This is a genomic window from Ruegeria sp. ABV3_008 (assembly GCF_056161185.1).
Genome location: NZ_JBSWYP010000009.1, coordinates 128,062 through 145,441 on the forward strand (window position 1 = coordinate 128,062; position 17,380 = coordinate 145,441).

Sequence of the window (17,380 nt, forward strand, 5' to 3'; positions counted from 1 at the left end):
AGCTTAACTGAACTTGTAGCAATGGTTCGGCAGTCACATAGCGCCCATAATCCCCAAAGATACCAAATCCTAGTAGCTTTTTGAATCTTATACCCAACATCTGTGGTCAAATGCAGATGTGCGTTCTATTGTGCGGAGCATGCAGACCCGTGTGCACCAATGCCGGATTTCGGAGAATTTAAGCTGTGTTTGTTGGAAAACAAAGTTCTGGGAATAACCGATGTTGCAAGGCCGGTAAAAGTTGGTGCTGTACTATCCGTTCAACAAATGAAGCGCCTTTATGACGAAGTATGAAGTCCAGTCGATGACACGCGCAGTAACAAAATCTGGCGACCCCCCTAGCGTTGCAAAAAAGCCAACATCGAAATCGCAAGCGCTGGGTCAAGTGTTCACTAGCAAGGCTCTGGCAACAAAAATGGTCCGGGGCATTGGCCTAGACTGCGCGCACTCGGCGAGTCTTGTGTTGGACCCGTGTGTGGGCCCAAGCACATTTCCAAATGCTATAAGGAATATTTGCAATCAAGTCGTTCATCTCAAAGCCTATGATATAGATCCCGAGATGTGCGAGATCAGCGATCAAGTATCGGATGAAAAGTATGAAGTGAAATGTGCTGATTATTTGCTGCAAACCATAAAAGGGAACTTCGATTTTGCGGTTATGAACCCTCCATATGTTCGACAAGAATGGATTGGAGAGAAGACGAGGTATCGGTCAGAACTACTGAGAGCCCTCAATGTTGACGTACCAGGCACAGCGAACCTGTACGTTTATTTCATCATCAAAGCACTCGCCGACCTAAAACAGGGCGGCAAGCTCGCGTGTATTGTTTATGACTCCTGGCAATCCACAAAATATGGGAGATGGTTGCAGCGGCAATTGGATGAAACTTGCTCTAGCTGGAGAGCCGAAACAGTCCCTCCTCTTCCGTTTGAAGGGAGACTTATCGACGCAACTATCATCTTTGCGGAGAAGGGGCCTCAGAAGCGCAAAATGGAAAGCCGTCGCACGCAATCAGTCAGTCGGTTTGGCATGTCCTCAATTGGCGAGCTCTTCGACACGCGTCGCGGTCTTCGTTTAAAGCAATCGAAGTTTTTCCTGACCGAACTGGAGCGCGCTAAAGCAGAAGACTCAACACCATTTGTGAAAAAGATCTCAAAGATCGAAGGCTTTGTGGTTCCTTCTCATCACCCAGAAGCAGCATTGCTCGTTTCTGAAGCGGAGGGCACACAGAAGACAATCCGTGTTCTCGAGGAGCGGCTGCCCGAGGCTCTTAAGCATCCAGACAAAAACGTTTCAATTCTCACTTGGTACCGGGAAAGACCTGAAAGGTGGTACCGCCATAGCGCCGCTCCCTCGGACTTGTTGCTTTTCAACTACTATCTGCGTCATCGGCCACGTCATATCTTAAACCCGAACCGGCGCGCCTATTCCGACAACTTCTACGGTCTCACACCAAATGATGGCGAGGGCCACATGTGGCTTGCGGCACTAAATGCCACTGCCAGTGTTACAGGGATCATGAGGAATGCTCGCAATCAGGGTGCGGGGTTGGCGAAGTTGCAATTGTACGAGTATCGCGAAGCAGAAGTGTTGGACGTTCGCAAGTGGGAAGAAGCTGATCGTTTGAAGTTGAAAAATATCGGCCGGAATTTGGCAGCTAGCCCACAAGAAACTGAAGCTCTCCTGCGAGAAATCGATGATCTAGTCTATTCTGTTCTCGGACTTTCAGATCTTGAACCCGACAAGATCAGGGAAGAGTATCGCGACGCCAGCGAACGTGCCAAAAAGCCCACCGGGAGGCAGAAATGAGTTGGCTATCGTATTCTGATGATGAGGTCGGCGTCTTTCATCCAGAGTTTGAGTCTGTTGCTCGCGAAGCGCTAGACCAAATGGGGCTCCACGCGACGTATGAATGGCTTCATCACCCAGTGAGCACTGGAGTTGGAGTTGTTCCAGACTTCGTTTTAGTGGAAAGAGCTTCTGGGCGCTGGATATTGGTATTCGAAATTAAGCGAAGGCCAGACACCGTAAATTCAGAGCGCAATCAGATACAGGCAAAAGGGTACGCTGAGGCAAACGATAGTCTCTACTCGATAGGCCGCCCAAGATTCTTTGCGATCTCGAATATGGAAATTACGCTGGGTTTTGCCCTGCGAGGAAGTTCGCCGCCTAAAGATTGTCGATTAAATGGCATGTCATACGACTCCGGGCGCTTCGCATCGACAACTCGAAGCGAGCACAGACTCCAATTTTGTCAGCATCTAAAAGACTTAGTTTCAAGTGCGCTAAGCACGACGACCCCAGAGTTCACCTCGATTTGGCCCGGTATAGCCCAAAGTGCGTACGATCATTCGGAGGGCCTACCATATGACGCAGCGATGGACACAAGCGCTGGCATGTTGCCTGAAGTAGTGCGGGAATACTTCTCAATAGACTACAGGCTGAATGCGCGGCGTGAGATGATGGTCAGGTGTCTTTTGGCTGAGTATTTACGTGGATTGCTTCGTCGACATGATCATCCACGCAAAAACTCCGTCGGAGCTGTAGGAAATACTCTCGCTGGTGTCGCGAATGCACTGGTGGTCCTAAGGTCGATCGATTTTGCAGGCGTCTTCGAGGACAGTTGCGCACCCTTGTACCTCGGATTCGAGAGTAACCCAGTAGTTCAATCAAGCATCGAAAACTATCTTGCCTCACTGACTTCTGCAGATGTTAGTTCAATGGCCGCTAACCGAGCTGACAGCTATGCATTTCCGGAAACACTGGTTCAAGAGACGGCGGCCCCATCTGTAAGAGACTCACACGGAAAAGCCGCCACAGACGCAGAGCTTGCTGGTCTTCTCGCGGCACTAACGATTACTGATCCAGGTGCACGTATTTTGGACCCTGGTTGCGGTGAAGGGAACTTGATATCGGCGGCCTATGATCGACTTAGGTCATTGGGAGTTCCACACGAACAAGTACTGTCTCAGGTCGTAGGATTAGAAGCGGACTCACTTATAGCAAAAATTGCGGCGCTACGATTAGCAATTAAGGAACCGCGGCTTGCTGATCCAACGGCACGGTGCCGGATCTCCGTCGCGGACATGTTCAGTTCGCCTGACCAAGTGGCAGCTGCGGATATAGTTTTGATGAATCCGCCATTCAAACGGTACGAATCTCAGGATGAGGCGCCAATACCTGTCGAACTACGCGCGCATTTCCGCGACGCAATCGCCAGGGTTGGTGGCAGCGTTGATGCAGATCGAGGGCAGGCCAATATTTTCGCGCTATATGTTGAATTTGTTATTAAGTCCGCCCAATCAGGCGCAACTATTGGAGTTATTCTCGACAATAAGTGGTTTGACAACGAAACGGCACGTGCGCTTCGAGATTTGATCCTGCAGCATTGTGAAGTCCTGGCCGTGGTGACTTATCCACACAGCCAATTCTTCGAGCAGCTCATGATTGCAACTTCAATGCTGATCCTCAAAAAGTCGACACCAAGTGAGGCCCATGAAGTAAGCTTTGTACGCGTTGAAGAGCCAGGTAGAACTGGGGCTGAAGAAGCGGCGGCGGCCATTCGTGGAGGGCCAATTCCGGATCGTTGGAGCGTGCGTAAAGTAAGGCAAGCGGATCTAACTTCGGGTACTTGGAAGCCGTATCTCTCGGTACAACTGGTTAGCGACTTCAGAAAGCTTCCACTTCAGTTGCTCCCTGAACTCTTTTCATGGGGCAGAAGAGGCAGTCTGGCAAAGGAAGGTGGCGGTATCGCGGTTTATGAGTTTCCGGAGAGAACTCAATACGGTCCTAAGCGCAGCCACAAAACTGATGGCAGACCCTTCCAGACAATCTCGAACGGCGCGCTGACACGAACCGAGAACGCAGAACTTCATACTTTGGCCCAACAAATTCCAAGTAGTTTTCGAGGATATGCGATCAACAAAGCGGACCGAATTGCTGGCTTCGAAATATCCTATGAAGACGTAGCCCGCGACTGGACATTGGAGACCCCACTGCAGAGAAGCTCGGTGATTACTGCAAGTTATCGAGGCGATAGACGCAAAAGCTGGGATGTATCGCTTGATCAAGCAGTAAGCTCGCTGAGATCAAATGCTGAAACGCAATCTTACATTGAGCGGATAGAACAAATTGTAGGTCTAGACGAAAGTGTTTTACCTAGACCTCAGTTGTGGAATGTTCTTCGGGAACCTTATGCTGGGGAGCTCATTATTCCTCGCAAACAAAGGGTTGGTCATAGGGTTCATATAAACAACTATGCGTTCAGTCAAAATGGCCGCCAAGTTCGACTATCCAGTAATTTTCTCAGCTATGGTGATTGCGTCGCGACAGATCCGAGCAATGGTCTGTCGCAACAGGACGCTACGCGGATCATTGGCGCTTGGCTAATATCTAGCTTTGGAAACCTCCAGTTCGAGCTCGAATCCAACAACCGTGAAGGGGCAAGGTCAGTCGAGCAACGTCATACAGATAAGATTTGGGTTATAGATCCGCGAACTATCGGAGCAAATCAGCGAAGTGAAATCCTAGCGAGTCTAACCAATATTCCATTCCCAGTGAGAACCGACGTACGTGTGGAACTGCAGCCTGAGCTGATGCATCTTGATCAATTGTTTGCAGTTGAGCTGGCAAGGCTTATTCCAGGCCTAAGTGTGCATGGGTTACTCACCGAAGTTTGGGACCGCTTGCATGAACTACAAGAAGCGAGGAATCACTAATGTCTCCAACCGTTGCTTCGTTTTTCACAGGTATTGGTGGGCTGGATTTGGGTTTCGATTGGGCTGGAGCTTCAATCACCTGGGCAACCGACATATCGCCAATTGCAGAGAAGGCGTACCCTTTAAATTTCGGTCGGTCATTAAATCGGATTGATATTGAAGACTTAGAGTTCTCTGACATTCCAGAGACGGATATCATAATTGGTGGGCCTCCTTGTCAATCGTTCTCTCTTGTGGGTTTGAGGCAAGCCGATGACGAAAGAGGAAAGCTTGTTTTCCGGTTTTTTGAAGTCGTTAAAGCAAAGCGCCCTACTGGGTTCGTTATGGAAAACGTTCCAGGTCTATCAGCCGCTCGGGTAAACGAGGAACGCCTGACGGATTATCTTGCGAGAAAATTCCAAGATCTCGGCTATTTCGTTTCTGTGATGAAGCTTAATGCCGCAGATTATCTGGTCCCTCAGCTGAGGAAGCGTGTCTTTATAGTTGGTTCGCTGGATGCACCGGTAAAAACTCCAGACCGGAATGAATTTGCACTAGATGTCTTTGGCGGTCCGAGTTCAGACTTTAGTCTTGGCAGCGCTTCTGCTCTGATGGATCTTGGCTCTCCAGTCGGCAGAGGCGAAAGGGCCAAATACTCTGGAAATGCTGCCTCAAAATTTGCTGCGAAAATGCGCGGTTCAAGCATCGATTTCACACTTCACGAAATGCCTCGCATGTCTGATACGGACAAATTGCTCGTCAGCTTCATACCTCCAGGTGGAAACTATATGGATGTTCCTGACGAATACGCGACACAGCGTATTCTGAACTTCAAGAAATCTGGAGGAAGAACCACAACCTACGGAAGGTTACATCCAGACAGACCAGCCTATACAATAAACACCTATTTCAGGCGCCCAAATGTGGGTGCGAATTTTCATCCAGTTGATGAAAGGCTGATTAGCATCCGCGAAGCAATGCGTCTGCAATCCTTGCCCGACCGATTTGATATTCCTCGTATCGGCGCACAAGATGATCGAAATGCACTGGTTGGAAACGCCGTACCTCCACTTCTGGCTTTAGCCGTTGCGAAAGAGTTGCTTCGTTCGTTTGGGATCAAAGCCGAACCAGATTCATCCGGATCTCAAGAATACACCTTAGCGTGAGCGGCCTGCTGGACCATCCGCAAGCCAGGCCAATCCAACCTATCCAACTTCTAAAACCTAGTTTGGACATCTGCTAAGACGGCAGGTCTTTGGGTGTTCACCTGCCGATGCGACTTCCAAACAAACTGAACTGAAATGTTGGATAAGTAGGATAAGTTGGATTGGCCATGAGCCAAAAAGCGGTGCGCTTGACATCGCCACAACAGGGCCGCCGCACAGGGAACGGGGTTTTGGATCTGGGCGGGGGAGAGACTGAAGAAGATGAGATGGTGGCTCACTTGGCTACGCGATTCAGCGCTGCACCTCCGCTGCAGTTCCGGAGAGATGCGCTGCAGCGTTGCGCTCTACGCAGGTGAGCAAGCACCACGATGCTTATTGAACTGCGCATCCGTGCGTGCGACACTAAGGTACTGACAACACGGACGTTCTTGAGCAGCCAGATGTTTTCAAATGTCGTGCAGTGCATGTCAGCGTCAGACGATATGCCGACCGAGCACTGTCTTCGGGAGGCAGGGGTCGGAGGTTCGAATCCTCTCACTCCGACCAATGAACTTACCTTTCCGCCGACTAAAGTTTCCTCCTTCAGCCTGAAGCGTTGCTAGTTCAAGTCGTAATTTTGAACTGGCGGCCTATTCCAGCCGTTCATCGATTCCGGTATTCGCTGCGGCGTGGCTGACCGCACCAGACAATCGCTGCGACCGCTAACTCGAGCCGGCAAAGAACTTCCGGATCGTGGACAAAGCTGGCTGCGACCATGAAAAAGTCAAAGTCGTATGCATACTTCAGTGATCCAAAAAGTTGGATATAAGGCGTTGAAACAGATCAGATTTCTCCGCATGGAGCGCGTGGGCGCAGGCCGGTACCACTGCAAGCGATGTACTGGGGATCGCCTCCCAAAGCATTTGAATTTGGCTCCACGGATATGTCCGATCTCGATCGCCCCAAAGGACGAGAGTTTCCTGTTGGATTTGGGACAGGTTCTGTTCCCCTGACCAAGCTTGCATCGCGTCCAGGCCGGCCTCCAGGGCCGGCAGCTTGGCTTGAGTGGCAATCGCGGCGCAGTGTTCATATCCGGGTGCAGCTTCGCGATCCAAAAACCAAGTTGCTGCGATCCGACGCGCGGTGGCCGCCGGGCCATCTTCCGCGGCGCGTTTTTTACTCTGTTCAATGGTCTCGAACCGCCCCGGCAAAATACCGATGGCACCAGTTGCGTAGAGCACAAGACGGTCAATCCTTGCACCATCGCGCAAGACAATTTCCTGAGCGATCATGCCGCCCATGGAGTGACCCAGCAGATGATACTCCTCCACTCCAAGGCCGCGGAGGTGCTGGATGACCCAATCCGCATATCCGCCAATACTGTCGATTGGCGGCAGATGGGCATTTGCGCCGAAACCGGGCAGGTCGACTGCAATCACATCAGCATGTTGCTGCAGGGTATCGCGACACTCATCCCATTGTGCGCTGCCCCCCATGAAACCATGAACCAGGACAAAGGGGGTCACTTTCGCTGACCTTGAACGATCCGATCAAGGATCATCGCGCAGAAGAGAATGGCAAAGCCTGCGAGGATACCCTGGCCTACATTGGCGTATTGCAGCGCCTCGAGGACGTCTTCGCCCAGCCCTTTCGCACCAATAAGCGAGGCCACCACGACCATGGCCAGTGACAGCATGATTGTTTGGTTGATACCCGCGCGAATGGAGGGGCTGGCAAGCGGAAGATCGACCTTGGTGAGAAGGTACCACTTGTTGGCGCCAAAGCTAATCGCGGCTTCACGTACGCTTTCGGGCACACCACGCAGGCCCAAAACGGTAAGGCGTACCACGGGTGTCCCACCGAAGATCATAGTGACAATGACTGCCGCTGGTTTACCAACCCCGAAGAAGGCAATCACAGGCACCATGAAGACAAAAGCAGGCATGGTCTGCATGAAATCCATGATCGGTTGGATGACCGCGTAGAAGCGCGGTCGACGCGCAGAGAACATACCCAAAGGAATGCCAATCACGATGGAAAGCAGCGCCGCAGTGCCGAGAAGCGCCAAAGTGGTCATAGCTTTTTCCCAGAAGCCGAGAAGGCCCATATAGGCCAAAAAAGCACCAGACCAGATAGCCATGCGCAAGCCAGCCGTGAGCCAGGTCAACAGAACGATCAGCGCGGCAACCACGATCCAAGGGGTCTGAACCAACGCAACCTCCATGGCATCCAGCAACCAGCGAATAGCCGCGGTGAGCCCGTCAAAGAACGCCACACTGTTGGCGACGCACCAGGCGATAAATGCCTCTACGCTGTCAATACTGGCTAGGCGAATTGAGTTATCTGTCGGGAATTCACTAAGAAACGAAAAACGACCCGGGAAACTGTAGTGGATCATTGCGGTCGCGACCAACAGGATCATGAAACCCGCGCTGAAGACTATCTGGCTGACCGGCATGCCAGAGCGAATTGTGCGATCTGAGAGCCAGTCAGAAAACCGGGCCTCCAGCGCCCAGTTGGCGGCCACAGCCTGTATGAGCTTGGCTACAAGCAAGACTACAACACCGGTGAGGGCAATCGACGGGCCTTGCGCGGCGAGCAACTCTGCCTCGGCGCGGAAGCCTTCTATGTTGGCCTCCAGCCCTTCGATCTGACGCTGGATCGCTGCGGCTCGATCCGAGCCGCTCTCTTGCGCGGCCGCAAGCTGCTGGTAGCGCAAATCGAGCGTACCTTCGATCGAGGTCACACGGGCCAACGCGTCTGCGCCCAGATCTCCGAACAGGCCCCGCGCGATCTGCACAAAGCCGATCGCCTCGACAACAAGAAAGGCCAATGCCCATGACCAAAGCCCGCGTGCGCCGAACCAGATTGGACCAAAGAGCCCGGCCATCACATTGAAGGTTGCCGTAAAGCGTGCGGACGCCCCGATCTTGTCGAAATTGCGGATGTAGTAATCGTGGCTTGTGCGCACAAAAGTGCGGATATTCTCGCGGCGTTCCTCGGCGTAGGCCTTCGCGGCTTCGCTTTCTGTGTCTTCAAGGGGGTTCACACCGAGATCTTCGCTCATGACATTTCCGTCCCTTCAATCACGGTGCGCAACAGATCTGCGCGAGTGATGACACCTCTGTCCTCACCACCTGCGGACACCAAAACCGGCCGTTCGTCGTCAATGGCTCGTGTAATTAATGCGGAGAGCGTCTCATTGTGGTCCACCCGGTCGATGTCAGCCGGCAGTGGGCCGTGCGTGGCGAGGTAGCTGTCCAAGGGCTGCATCGCCGCATGAGCATGCACCACCTTCAGGCGCGAGATCCCGGCCACGAAATCAGCGACGTAGTCATCAGCGGGATGCATCACAATGTCCTCAGCCGAGCCGATCTGCACCATCTTGCCGTCACGCATGATCGCAATCCTGTCTCCGATGCGGACAGCCTCATCAAGGTCATGGGTGATGAAGATCGTTGTTTTCTTGAGGATTTTGGACAACCGGATGAACTCATCCTGCAACTGCCGTCGGATCAGGGGATCAAGTGCGGAGAATGGCTCATCCATCAACAGAACATCAGGATTGGCCGCGAGCGCACGGGCAAGCCCCACACGTTGCTGCATGCCCCCAGAGAGTTCGTGAGCGAATTTCGACCCCCACGCCCCCAATTCGACAATGTCGAGAATGGCGGCCGCCTGCCGCATACGCTCGTTCTTGGCGACCTGTCGGATTTCCAGCGGCATTGCTACATTATCAAGGACCGAGCGGTGAGGCATCAGCGCAAAATTCTGGAACACCATCCCGATTTTCCGGTTGCGGAAAGCCTGAAGCTCCTTTGTGCCGAGCGCCATGACGTCCGTGCCCTCGATTTCGATTTTGCCGGCCGTTGGTTCGAGCAGGCGATTGAAATGGCGCACGAGTGTGGATTTGCCGCTCCCTGACAGCCCCATGATGCAGAAGATCTCACCGCGGTTTACGTTGAGGCTGACATCGGCCACGCCCACCACCGCATTGAATTCGGCAAGGACTTCAGCCTTGGTCAGCCCCCGCGCACGAATGGCTTCCAGAGCAGCTTCGGGCTTAGCGCCAAAGATTTTCCAGATATTGGAAATTTCGATTACAGTCTCGTCGCTCATCCGCCCACCCGTACGTGCCTTCAAATGGGGCGGCACCGCTAGGTGCTGCCCGTTGTTTTTTGGTCTGGCTCAGAGACCCAGCATCGCATCTACGCGCTCGGAATTGGCGTTAACCCACTCGGCCGCAACTTCCTCAGCATCGCGCCCATTGGCACTGATCTCGAAGGCCAGCGAGCTCACGTCATCGGCGGTAAGGGAGAAGTTCGCGAAGAACTCTGCAATCGCCGGCGAGCGATCCCCAAGCGAGTTGGACCAGGCGATCTGAACTTCCTTCAGAGCGTCCTTGCTGGCTACCATCGACTTGTTGTACCAGTCAGGGTCGTCGGAGGGCTGCACCATCACGTATTTTTCAGGGTCATAAGTCGGTTCGGTCAGCATCACCACGTCAAACATGTACCAGACGGCATGCGGCTCATAGCAGTAGAAGGCATATCCTTCTTTTTTGGCGATACTGTCCTTGATGCGCGCGGTCTTAACAGCTTCCTCGGCGCGGATCGGATCGATGAAGTCCAACAGGCCATAGTCGCGCACCTTCACCTCGTTCACATTGGCCGAGGCCCAGCCGGGTGCACCGATCCACATCTCACCCTTACCGTTGCCATCGCTGTCCATCGCGGCCGCCACATCGGGGCGTCCAAGATCCGCGATGTCGGTGATATTCATCTCTGCGGCAAAGTCTTTGGAGACGCAGAAACCCTGATTGCCCTGATAGGGGTTCGATGACAACGTTACGGTGCCAGCACCATCAACATATTGCTTTGTGAAGGCCTCTTGATTAGGCAGCCATACATCAGGGTGCACATCGATATCACCCTTACCCTGATCCATCGCTTGAAAGATTGTGGCGTTGTTACCGGGCACGTACTCCACCGTGCCGCCAATGCGGGTGGTCACGATCTCACCCAAGACATGGGCAATGGCCTGTGCGCCTGTCCAAGTGGGAACGCCAATCTTAACCTCTTCAGCGGCGAGTGGTGCGCCGAGAGCTGAAACCAAAGCCGCGCTGATCAAGTATTTTTTTAGTTTCATTTGATATCTCCTTGTTGGTTTGTTGTGTATTTTCAGGCCACGTAGCCAGGAAGTTCGAAAGTTTCGGGATAGCCAAAAAGGGCTGCGCTTCCGCCGGTGTGCAGAAAGACGACATTGTCCATGCCGTCGAAATAGCCTTTGCGGTTTTGGTCGATGAGACCATCCAACCCTTTACCCGAATAGACCGGGTCGAACAAAAGCCCTTCGGTGCGGGCCAACAGCTTGAGCGCGTCAATCATCCCCTTGGTCGGAAGACCATATCCTGCTCCGACGTAGTCGCAGTTTGCACGTACATTTTCTCGCGCAATAGGTGTACCCGTCTCCATATATTCGACAGTGCGCATAGCCAGATCATGGACCATGCCTTCCTGTTTGTCTTGTGGGGCGCGTACGCCGATGCCCAGAAGGTGAATGTCGCTTTCAAGTGCGGCAAGACCGGCGACCAATCCGGCTTGCGTGCCAGAGCTGCCGGTCGCATGGACCAGCGCATCAATTTTCAACCCGGCATTGGCGGCCTGTTCGCTTAGCTCACGCGCGCAATTTACGTAGCCCAAAGCCCCGATCGGGTTCGACCCACCGCCCGGAATGATGTAGGGGTTTTTGCCTTCTGCCTGCATCCGCGCGGCGCAGGCTTCCATCTCGGCATTCATGTCCGCACCACCGGGACGCTTGGAGACACTGGCGCCATGCAAACGATCTAACAGGACGTTTCCATTCAGAATATAGTTCGGGTCATTGGAACCCGTGCGATCCTCAAGCAGGATGTGACACGCAAGGCCAAGTTTTGCGGCCGCCGCTGCTGTTTGACGCGCGTGATTGGATTGCGTCGCCCCTTGCGTGATGATGGTATCTGCACCTTTCTGGACAGCGTCAGCCATCAGAAATTCCAGCTTACGGGTCTTGTTCCCACCCGATGAGAGGCCGGTGCAATCATCCCGTTTGACCCAAAGACGCGGACCACCCAAAACCTCACTCAGGCGATCCATCGGCTCCAAAGGCGTAGGAAGATGACCAAGCGATACCCGGGGAAATTTCGCCAGCGTCAGCGATAGCTCCTTGCACAAGCTCAAAACCATCTCCGGCGCGACCATCGTGTCACCGCCGGTCATCTGAATTGTCTCAGCCACCACACTCTCCCTGCTTTTGCCCACAGCCAAACAGTTTCAAAAGAAAAAGAATAAAAACAGTGCATATTTCGCAGGCTGCCCATACATTTTCTTTGGGTATAACGGAGATGCGGATGAATATGCTGTGGTTTGACGATGTTCTGACCCTTCTAGAAGAGCGGAACATGACGCGGGCCGCGGCCCGCAGAAACATCACACAACCCGCATTCTCAAGGCGTATTCGCAGTTTTGAGGAGTGGCTAGGGATTGAAGTTCTCGATCGCAAATCGAACCGGGTCGAGATCAGTCCCGCACTGGCCTCGAATGAAGCCGAAATCCGCTCTTTGATCGCAAGATTAAATGATCTGCGCACAAAAATTGCGCAACATGGCCCCACCGTTTCGATTGTGACGATCGCCGCAACACATGCATCGGTCGTCTCGACCTTCCCTGATATGGCATTGCGTGCACGTGCAACGTTCAAGGGGCTCCGGTTTCGCCTGAGAACGGCCAATCTGAACGATTGTGTCACTCTGTTCCTGCGCGGCGATACCAACATGCTGCTATGCTACGAGGCGCAAACCGTCGCCCCAATGCCGTTCGGAGCAGGCATTCACCGCGGCACATGGGGGCACGACTACCTCATTCCGGTCATCGGTGGCGGATTGCGCTATGCCGTGCGCGGAAACGGTGACGTGCCTTTGGATACGCCTGCCATCGTCTATCCCGAAAACAGCTATTTCGGCGAAGCGTTGAACAAGAGCAAACTTCCCTTCGGAACCGCCGATTTCAGCAAAAACCCCGTTTGCCAGACGGCTTTTTCAAGTGGGGCAAAGGAAATGATCCTGAACGGTCTCGGTGTTGGTTGGCTGCCGTTAAGCATGGTGCACAAGGAAATTGAAAGCGGCGAGCTGATCTCCCTACGCAATCAATTGGGTCAGGAAAAGCTCGACGTGGTGGTCTATGCCCACCACCAGACCGAGATAGCGAAAACGTTGCTTGATTTCTGGACGAACAAGCCGTCTTCAAAGTCTAGAATGGACAAAGTGCCCGCTCTGGCCAGAGGTCAAAACAATCCGTTGGACCCGAATTTTGAGTGACGGAAAACCTTCGAAACGAAGCCGTAACCCTGTGGCGTCTTGGCAGCAAACGGACCAGTCTTGGATGTGGACGGCCCTACTACCAGGCAGCGCACAGAAGACCGTCTTCCTCAATTGTGCGGCGGATTTCGACTCGCTTGCATTTCTTGAACGCGATCGGGCCAACTTGACCTGATATAAGCCAGAATATCCCAAATCTCATTGTTGGTGAGTTCATCCCTAAATCCCGGCATGGCGCTTGCAAAGCCAATGACCCCACGTGCGGCTAACGCTGCTTCGCCACCAAGTCGTGTGTACTCAAAGAGAAGCTGATTATCATGGTGCCAAGTGTGCCCTGTCTCATCATGCGGTGGTGCAGGCAGAACACCATTGTCATCAGGTGTCTGCCAATTTGGCTGTCCTTCCAGATTGATGCCATGGCAGGACGCGCAGTGTTCGCCGTAAAGAACACGCCCATTAGTCAAATCTCGGTCTTCCATTTCGTGGCTGGCAATTGCCTCGCTCGCAACGCCACATAGAGCCAGTACCAGCAAGCGTTTCAAACGACTTCCACCCATGTTTTCATGCCAGCTGCCTGATGCCCTAGCATGTGACAGTGCAACAGCCATTTACCGGGATTGTCGAACACGCAAACGATTTCGCGGGTCTCACCAGGATTGATCAGCGCCGTATCCCGGAAAGCGCCTAAGCTGCTGTCCGCCCCGACTTCAAAGAAATGATGCCCGTGCAGATGGATGCCATGAGGGAAACGGGTGTCGTTCACCAGACGGATGCGCGCCGTTTGGCCACGTTCAAACTTGTGGAGCGGCGTATCCGATAGGCCAGATTGTCCGTTGAACGCCCAAATGTCAGTTTGCGTGCTTACCGGACGGCTCATCGCCCCGCCTTGCATGGTGAGCGACAGGTCCACCGCATTGTCCAAATCTGGCTCCTTGCGCTCGTTGGGTGGCAGTGTGGGAATAGCGGACGGTTGCCGCGTGCTGTTTACCCCTTCGACCGGAATTTCACCCAACAGGTAAGGATCGTCGCGCGTTGGGAAAACAAAGGCAATGTGATCAGCTGATGTTACGTCAGCAATGATATCTAAGCGTTGAGCCGGTGAGAGAATAAGGTTTGAAACCTCTTGCGGGTCCGGCAGTGGCATACCGTCGAACGCAACGATTTTGCCGTCGATGCCTTCAAGTTCAATCGGGAATATCCGGTCTGTTGCGACATTGATCAACCGCAAGCGCACGCGATCACCGCGCCGGACCGGCGTATTTGGTTCTACAAGCGCGCGGGCGTAGTTCCCCAACCGCCCTTGATGCGCCTGATCGTGCCTGTTCTCAAAGCCGTCGACGAGCGCTCCGCCTTCGGTGATGCGCCAGTCGTCAATCATCACAATCAGATCGTGATCCACATCGGGTGGGGTTAGCTCCTCAACGATCAGCGGCCCGTAGAGACCTCTGGCGACCTGTTCCCAGGATCGGTTGTGGGAGTGATACCAGAACGTGCCAGCATCGGGTGCTCGAAAGCTGTATTCGAACTCAGCACCCTTCTCTACTATGTGTTGGGTCATCCCCGGCACGCCATCCATCGCATTTTCGATGCGCAGCCCGTGCCAATGCACCGCCGAGCCTTCACCAATCTGGTTCAGGAACCGAATATCAAATGTATCACCCTGACGGGCGCGAAGCACCGGACCGGGCGTACTGCCATTAAAGCCAAGCATCGGAGTTGCCGGATCACCTTCGGGCAGAATTTGCGCATTGACCGGCTGTGCGACCAGTTCAAAGGGCGCTGATGCAAGAGCGATGCGCGGTGCCAGTGCCGCCGCGCATGTTGTGAACAGGAAGTCTCGCCTTTTCATAGAATGCCTCAATTCGGTAGGGTCAGAACGCTAGTGAGCGTCGCAGTGGCGACAAGCACCATCAGTATGACCGTAGTTTCGATTTCAATCGAGCGCGCCAGATGACGCGCCGCCTTATCGTGCCCTGCTTGCATAGCTGGAACGAAGCGGAGTTTGTTTGCGGCCGCCAACGTCAGGACCACGCCTACAAGTGCGATTTTGATCAGAAGGGTTTGCCCGTACCCGGTAGTCGTCAGCGCCCTCACATCGCCCAACAGCATCCAAGCCACTATTAGTCCCGCCAAAATCATAACAGGGACAACAATCGAAGCCGCCTGGCCAAATCGATGGCCCAACTTTGCTGCGTTGCTCAGATATTCTGGCCGTTTCGACAGGGCGCGCAACGGTCCAAGGATGCCGATCCAAAACGCGACCCCTAAAAGGTGCAAGAGCAAGAGCAAGCGAACGCCTGTTGATTCCAGTTCAGGAATATGCCCGATCTGAGCAAAGGACCACAGAGCGAGCAATCCACCTGCGAGGGCGATCCATTGCCCAACAAGTGGAATAAACACTCCGGCGATGATTAGTATGGATCCAGTGATCCGATAAACAAGAACTTCGCCAACCGAGGTCTGCCACAACAGACCGAGCATTTCAGGATCGGTCATCCCATCGGCTCCGCCCGTCAGGGCAGCGCCGCGCAGCATGAAGCCGAGGACACAGGCAACAAGCGCAAGCACCGCCAACAGCGCAACCTGAAGACGCATCCTTTCGCTGAGAGGCGACACAAGGTCGGTGAAAGCAATCTGAGTGATCAAAAGCCCAGTCGAACCGCCAATACCGACATAGAGTATCAGCTTGGACAGTATTGCGCCTATTCCCCAGATATCGGGCATACTCAGTCCACTGTAAATGTGAATTCACCCTGCATTGCGTGTCCGTCCACACCCAAGCCCCGCCATTCAATTCGATAGATACCTTCACCCATGCCTTGAAGCGGGAGCGCGAACGCGCGGCCAAAACTTGTCTGGTCTCCCAAGTCGAGCGTGACTGTATGCGCATCCTGATGGATCATGTTAACCTTTGTCAGGCGAATATCATCCGTGAAATTAAAGCTGATCTCAGAGGGCACCTCAGTAACTGTCGCGCCGTCTTCGGGTGTGGTGGTGTCCACTTTCGAATGGGCAAAAGCGTTTGTGGCAAGCGCGGAAATCAATGCAACTATAGTGAGCATTTTCATCGGCAAGTTCCTCAGTTCATTCCATTGACGCACTGTATTCTGCTGACGTAGTCGATGACCATAGCCACGTCACAAAGGGTTAAGCTTTCACCAGATGCGTGTCACCAAGCCGTTGCTCACGGCCCGAATCTGACACTTCAAGTGAAAACCAATGCTGCGGGCACGCCGAAATTTGCAAGCACTATCCGCACTCAAAAATTTTGAATACGCGTAAGCTCTCCAATCGGAGAACAGTTGGCAGTGTTTCTGTTCTCAGCTTATTCTAAAAAACCCTCTTTCCGACCCCCCAACTTATCCCCTTATTACGCTTTCTTTTTGCGCGCGACTTGACGTAAAGCCGAAAAGGGCAACGCACCGATCTGGGCGCATGTAAAGTTATCGTTGAGATCAAGCGGACGGCCCAAATCGAAGCGCTCTAGAAAAACCGTTTTCAGCCAGTATTTTATCTCATATTTGACGTTTCATCTCCCACTCCACATAGCTTTGTTGTTTGAAGTTCCAATCGTGCTCTTGATTTTCAGTGCTTTATACCTGATATTTCTGTCATGACAGAAATTATCGACATGACGAAATCAAATGCTGCAAGCCAGTTCATCCTGTATTGGGGCGACATGGGGAACCAGTGGGGTGTCAATCGTTCCGTGGCACAAATACACGCGCTTTTGTACCTCAGCTCCCGACCCCTTAACGCGGAACAGATTGCTGAATCTCTGGGCATTGCCCGATCCAATGTGTCCAACTCTCTAAAGGAATTGGTGAGCTGGCGGCTCATCCGTCGCGTTCCTGTACCGGGGGATCGGCGCGAACATTACGTGGCGGAGGTAGATGTTTGGGAGATGGGAATACGTATCGCTCAGGGGCGCAAAGAGCGCGAGATTGATCCCGCAACACAGGCTCTGCGCGCATGCGTTGCCCAAGCTGAAACCGAAAGCGGGTTGGACCCAATCACGCTGCAGCGGATGCAGGATATGCAAGAGTTCCTGACAACGGCCGACACATGGTTCCGCGACATGCTGACAGTGCCCCGTCCGAAGCTGATGATGTTGATGAAAATGGGAACCAAGGTTGTTTCCCTGCTCAGCCTTACCGGAGGCAAAAAGAGCCGCTAAAAAATT

General features: G+C 53.3%; 14 protein-coding genes. 5 read left to right on the forward strand and 9 right to left on the reverse strand.

All coding sequences use genetic code 11. The features are described 5' to 3' along the window. Positions 1 to 280: 280 nt before the first annotated feature. The 3 genes from ACXAH8_RS15995 to ACXAH8_RS16005 are packed head-to-tail and all read left to right on the forward strand — an operon-like array spanning position 281 to position 5,864. Positions 281 to 1,810, forward strand: a complete 1,530-nt coding sequence (locus ACXAH8_RS15995; RefSeq protein WP_475219815.1) for an Eco57I restriction-modification methylase domain-containing protein — start codon at positions 281 to 283, stop codon at positions 1,808 to 1,810. Beyond that, complete coding sequence (locus ACXAH8_RS16000; RefSeq protein WP_475219816.1) at positions 1,807 to 4,719, forward strand: BpuSI family type II restriction endonuclease; 2,913 nt, start codon at positions 1,807 to 1,809, stop codon at positions 4,717 to 4,719. The genes ACXAH8_RS15995 and ACXAH8_RS16000 overlap by 4 nt, the downstream gene beginning before the upstream one ends. Next, the gene (locus tag ACXAH8_RS16005; RefSeq protein WP_475219817.1) at positions 4,719 to 5,864 is read left to right on the forward strand and encodes a DNA cytosine methyltransferase; all 1,146 of its coding nucleotides are present in this window, start codon (positions 4,719 to 4,721) and stop codon (positions 5,862 to 5,864) included. Before ACXAH8_RS16000 ends, ACXAH8_RS16005 begins: the two co-directional genes overlap by 1 nt. Before the next feature lie 782 nt (positions 5,865 to 6,646). Here ACXAH8_RS16005 and ACXAH8_RS16010 read toward each other — a convergent pair. The 5 genes from ACXAH8_RS16010 to cuyA all read right to left on the reverse strand — a co-directional run bounded on the left by ACXAH8_RS16010 (position 6,647) and on the right by cuyA (position 12,037). Further along, on the reverse strand, positions 6,647 to 7,369 hold the full coding sequence (locus tag ACXAH8_RS16010; protein ID WP_475219818.1) for an alpha/beta fold hydrolase: 723 nt from the start codon (positions 7,367 to 7,369) through the stop codon (positions 6,647 to 6,649). Beyond that, the gene (locus tag ACXAH8_RS16015; RefSeq protein ID WP_475219819.1) at positions 7,366 to 8,910 is read right to left on the reverse strand and encodes an ABC transporter permease subunit; all 1,545 of its coding nucleotides are present in this window, start codon (positions 8,908 to 8,910) and stop codon (positions 7,366 to 7,368) included. The genes ACXAH8_RS16010 and ACXAH8_RS16015 overlap by 4 nt, the downstream gene beginning before the upstream one ends. Then, a complete protein-coding gene (locus ACXAH8_RS16020) occupies positions 8,907 to 9,962 on the reverse strand; it encodes a quaternary amine ABC transporter ATP-binding protein (protein ID WP_475219820.1) in 1,056 nt (351 codons plus the stop codon). The genes ACXAH8_RS16015 and ACXAH8_RS16020 overlap by 4 nt, the downstream gene beginning before the upstream one ends. A gap of 69 nt (positions 9,963 to 10,031) precedes the next feature. Then, on the reverse strand, positions 10,032 to 10,991 hold the full coding sequence (locus tag ACXAH8_RS16025) for an ABC transporter substrate-binding protein (protein ID WP_170377011.1): 960 nt from the start codon (positions 10,989 to 10,991) through the stop codon (positions 10,032 to 10,034). A 32-nt stretch (positions 10,992 to 11,023) separates the two neighbouring features. Next, the gene (gene cuyA / locus ACXAH8_RS16030; protein WP_475219885.1) at positions 11,024 to 12,037 is read right to left on the reverse strand and encodes a D-cysteate sulfo-lyase; all 1,014 of its coding nucleotides are present in this window, start codon (positions 12,035 to 12,037) and stop codon (positions 11,024 to 11,026) included. A gap of 68 nt (positions 12,038 to 12,105) precedes the next feature. On the opposite strand from cuyA, the gene ACXAH8_RS16035 reads away from it, so the two are divergent. Then, positions 12,106 to 13,197 (forward strand): LysR family transcriptional regulator, encoded by a 1,092-nt coding sequence (locus ACXAH8_RS16035; RefSeq protein ID WP_475219821.1) that lies wholly within the window; start codon positions 12,106 to 12,108, stop codon positions 13,195 to 13,197. A gap of 110 nt (positions 13,198 to 13,307) precedes the next feature. Here ACXAH8_RS16035 and ACXAH8_RS16040 read toward each other — a convergent pair whose 3' ends face one another. The 4 genes from ACXAH8_RS16040 to ACXAH8_RS16055 are packed head-to-tail and all read right to left on the reverse strand — an operon-like array spanning position 13,308 to position 16,265. Then, on the reverse strand, positions 13,308 to 13,676 hold the full coding sequence (locus tag ACXAH8_RS16040; protein ID WP_475219822.1) for a c-type cytochrome: 369 nt from the start codon (positions 13,674 to 13,676) through the stop codon (positions 13,308 to 13,310). Positions 13,677 to 13,735: 59 nt separating this feature from the next. After that, on the reverse strand, positions 13,736 to 15,046 hold the full coding sequence (locus ACXAH8_RS16045) for a multicopper oxidase family protein (RefSeq protein ID WP_475219823.1): 1,311 nt from the start codon (positions 15,044 to 15,046) through the stop codon (positions 13,736 to 13,738). An 8-nt stretch (positions 15,047 to 15,054) separates the two neighbouring features. Continuing rightward, the gene (locus ACXAH8_RS16050) at positions 15,055 to 15,921 is read right to left on the reverse strand and encodes a copper resistance D family protein (RefSeq protein WP_475219824.1); all 867 of its coding nucleotides are present in this window, start codon (positions 15,919 to 15,921) and stop codon (positions 15,055 to 15,057) included. Between the two features lie 2 nt (positions 15,922 to 15,923). Continuing rightward, positions 15,924 to 16,265, reverse strand: coding sequence for a copper resistance CopC family protein (locus tag ACXAH8_RS16055; protein WP_475219825.1), 342 nt, complete (start codon positions 16,263 to 16,265; stop codon positions 15,924 to 15,926). Positions 16,266 to 16,810: 545 nt separating this feature from the next. Here ACXAH8_RS16055 and ACXAH8_RS16060 point away from each other — a divergent pair. After that, complete coding sequence (locus ACXAH8_RS16060; protein WP_475219826.1) at positions 16,811 to 17,374, forward strand: GbsR/MarR family transcriptional regulator; 564 nt, start codon at positions 16,811 to 16,813, stop codon at positions 17,372 to 17,374. The last annotated feature ends 6 nt before the right edge of the window (positions 17,375 to 17,380 follow it).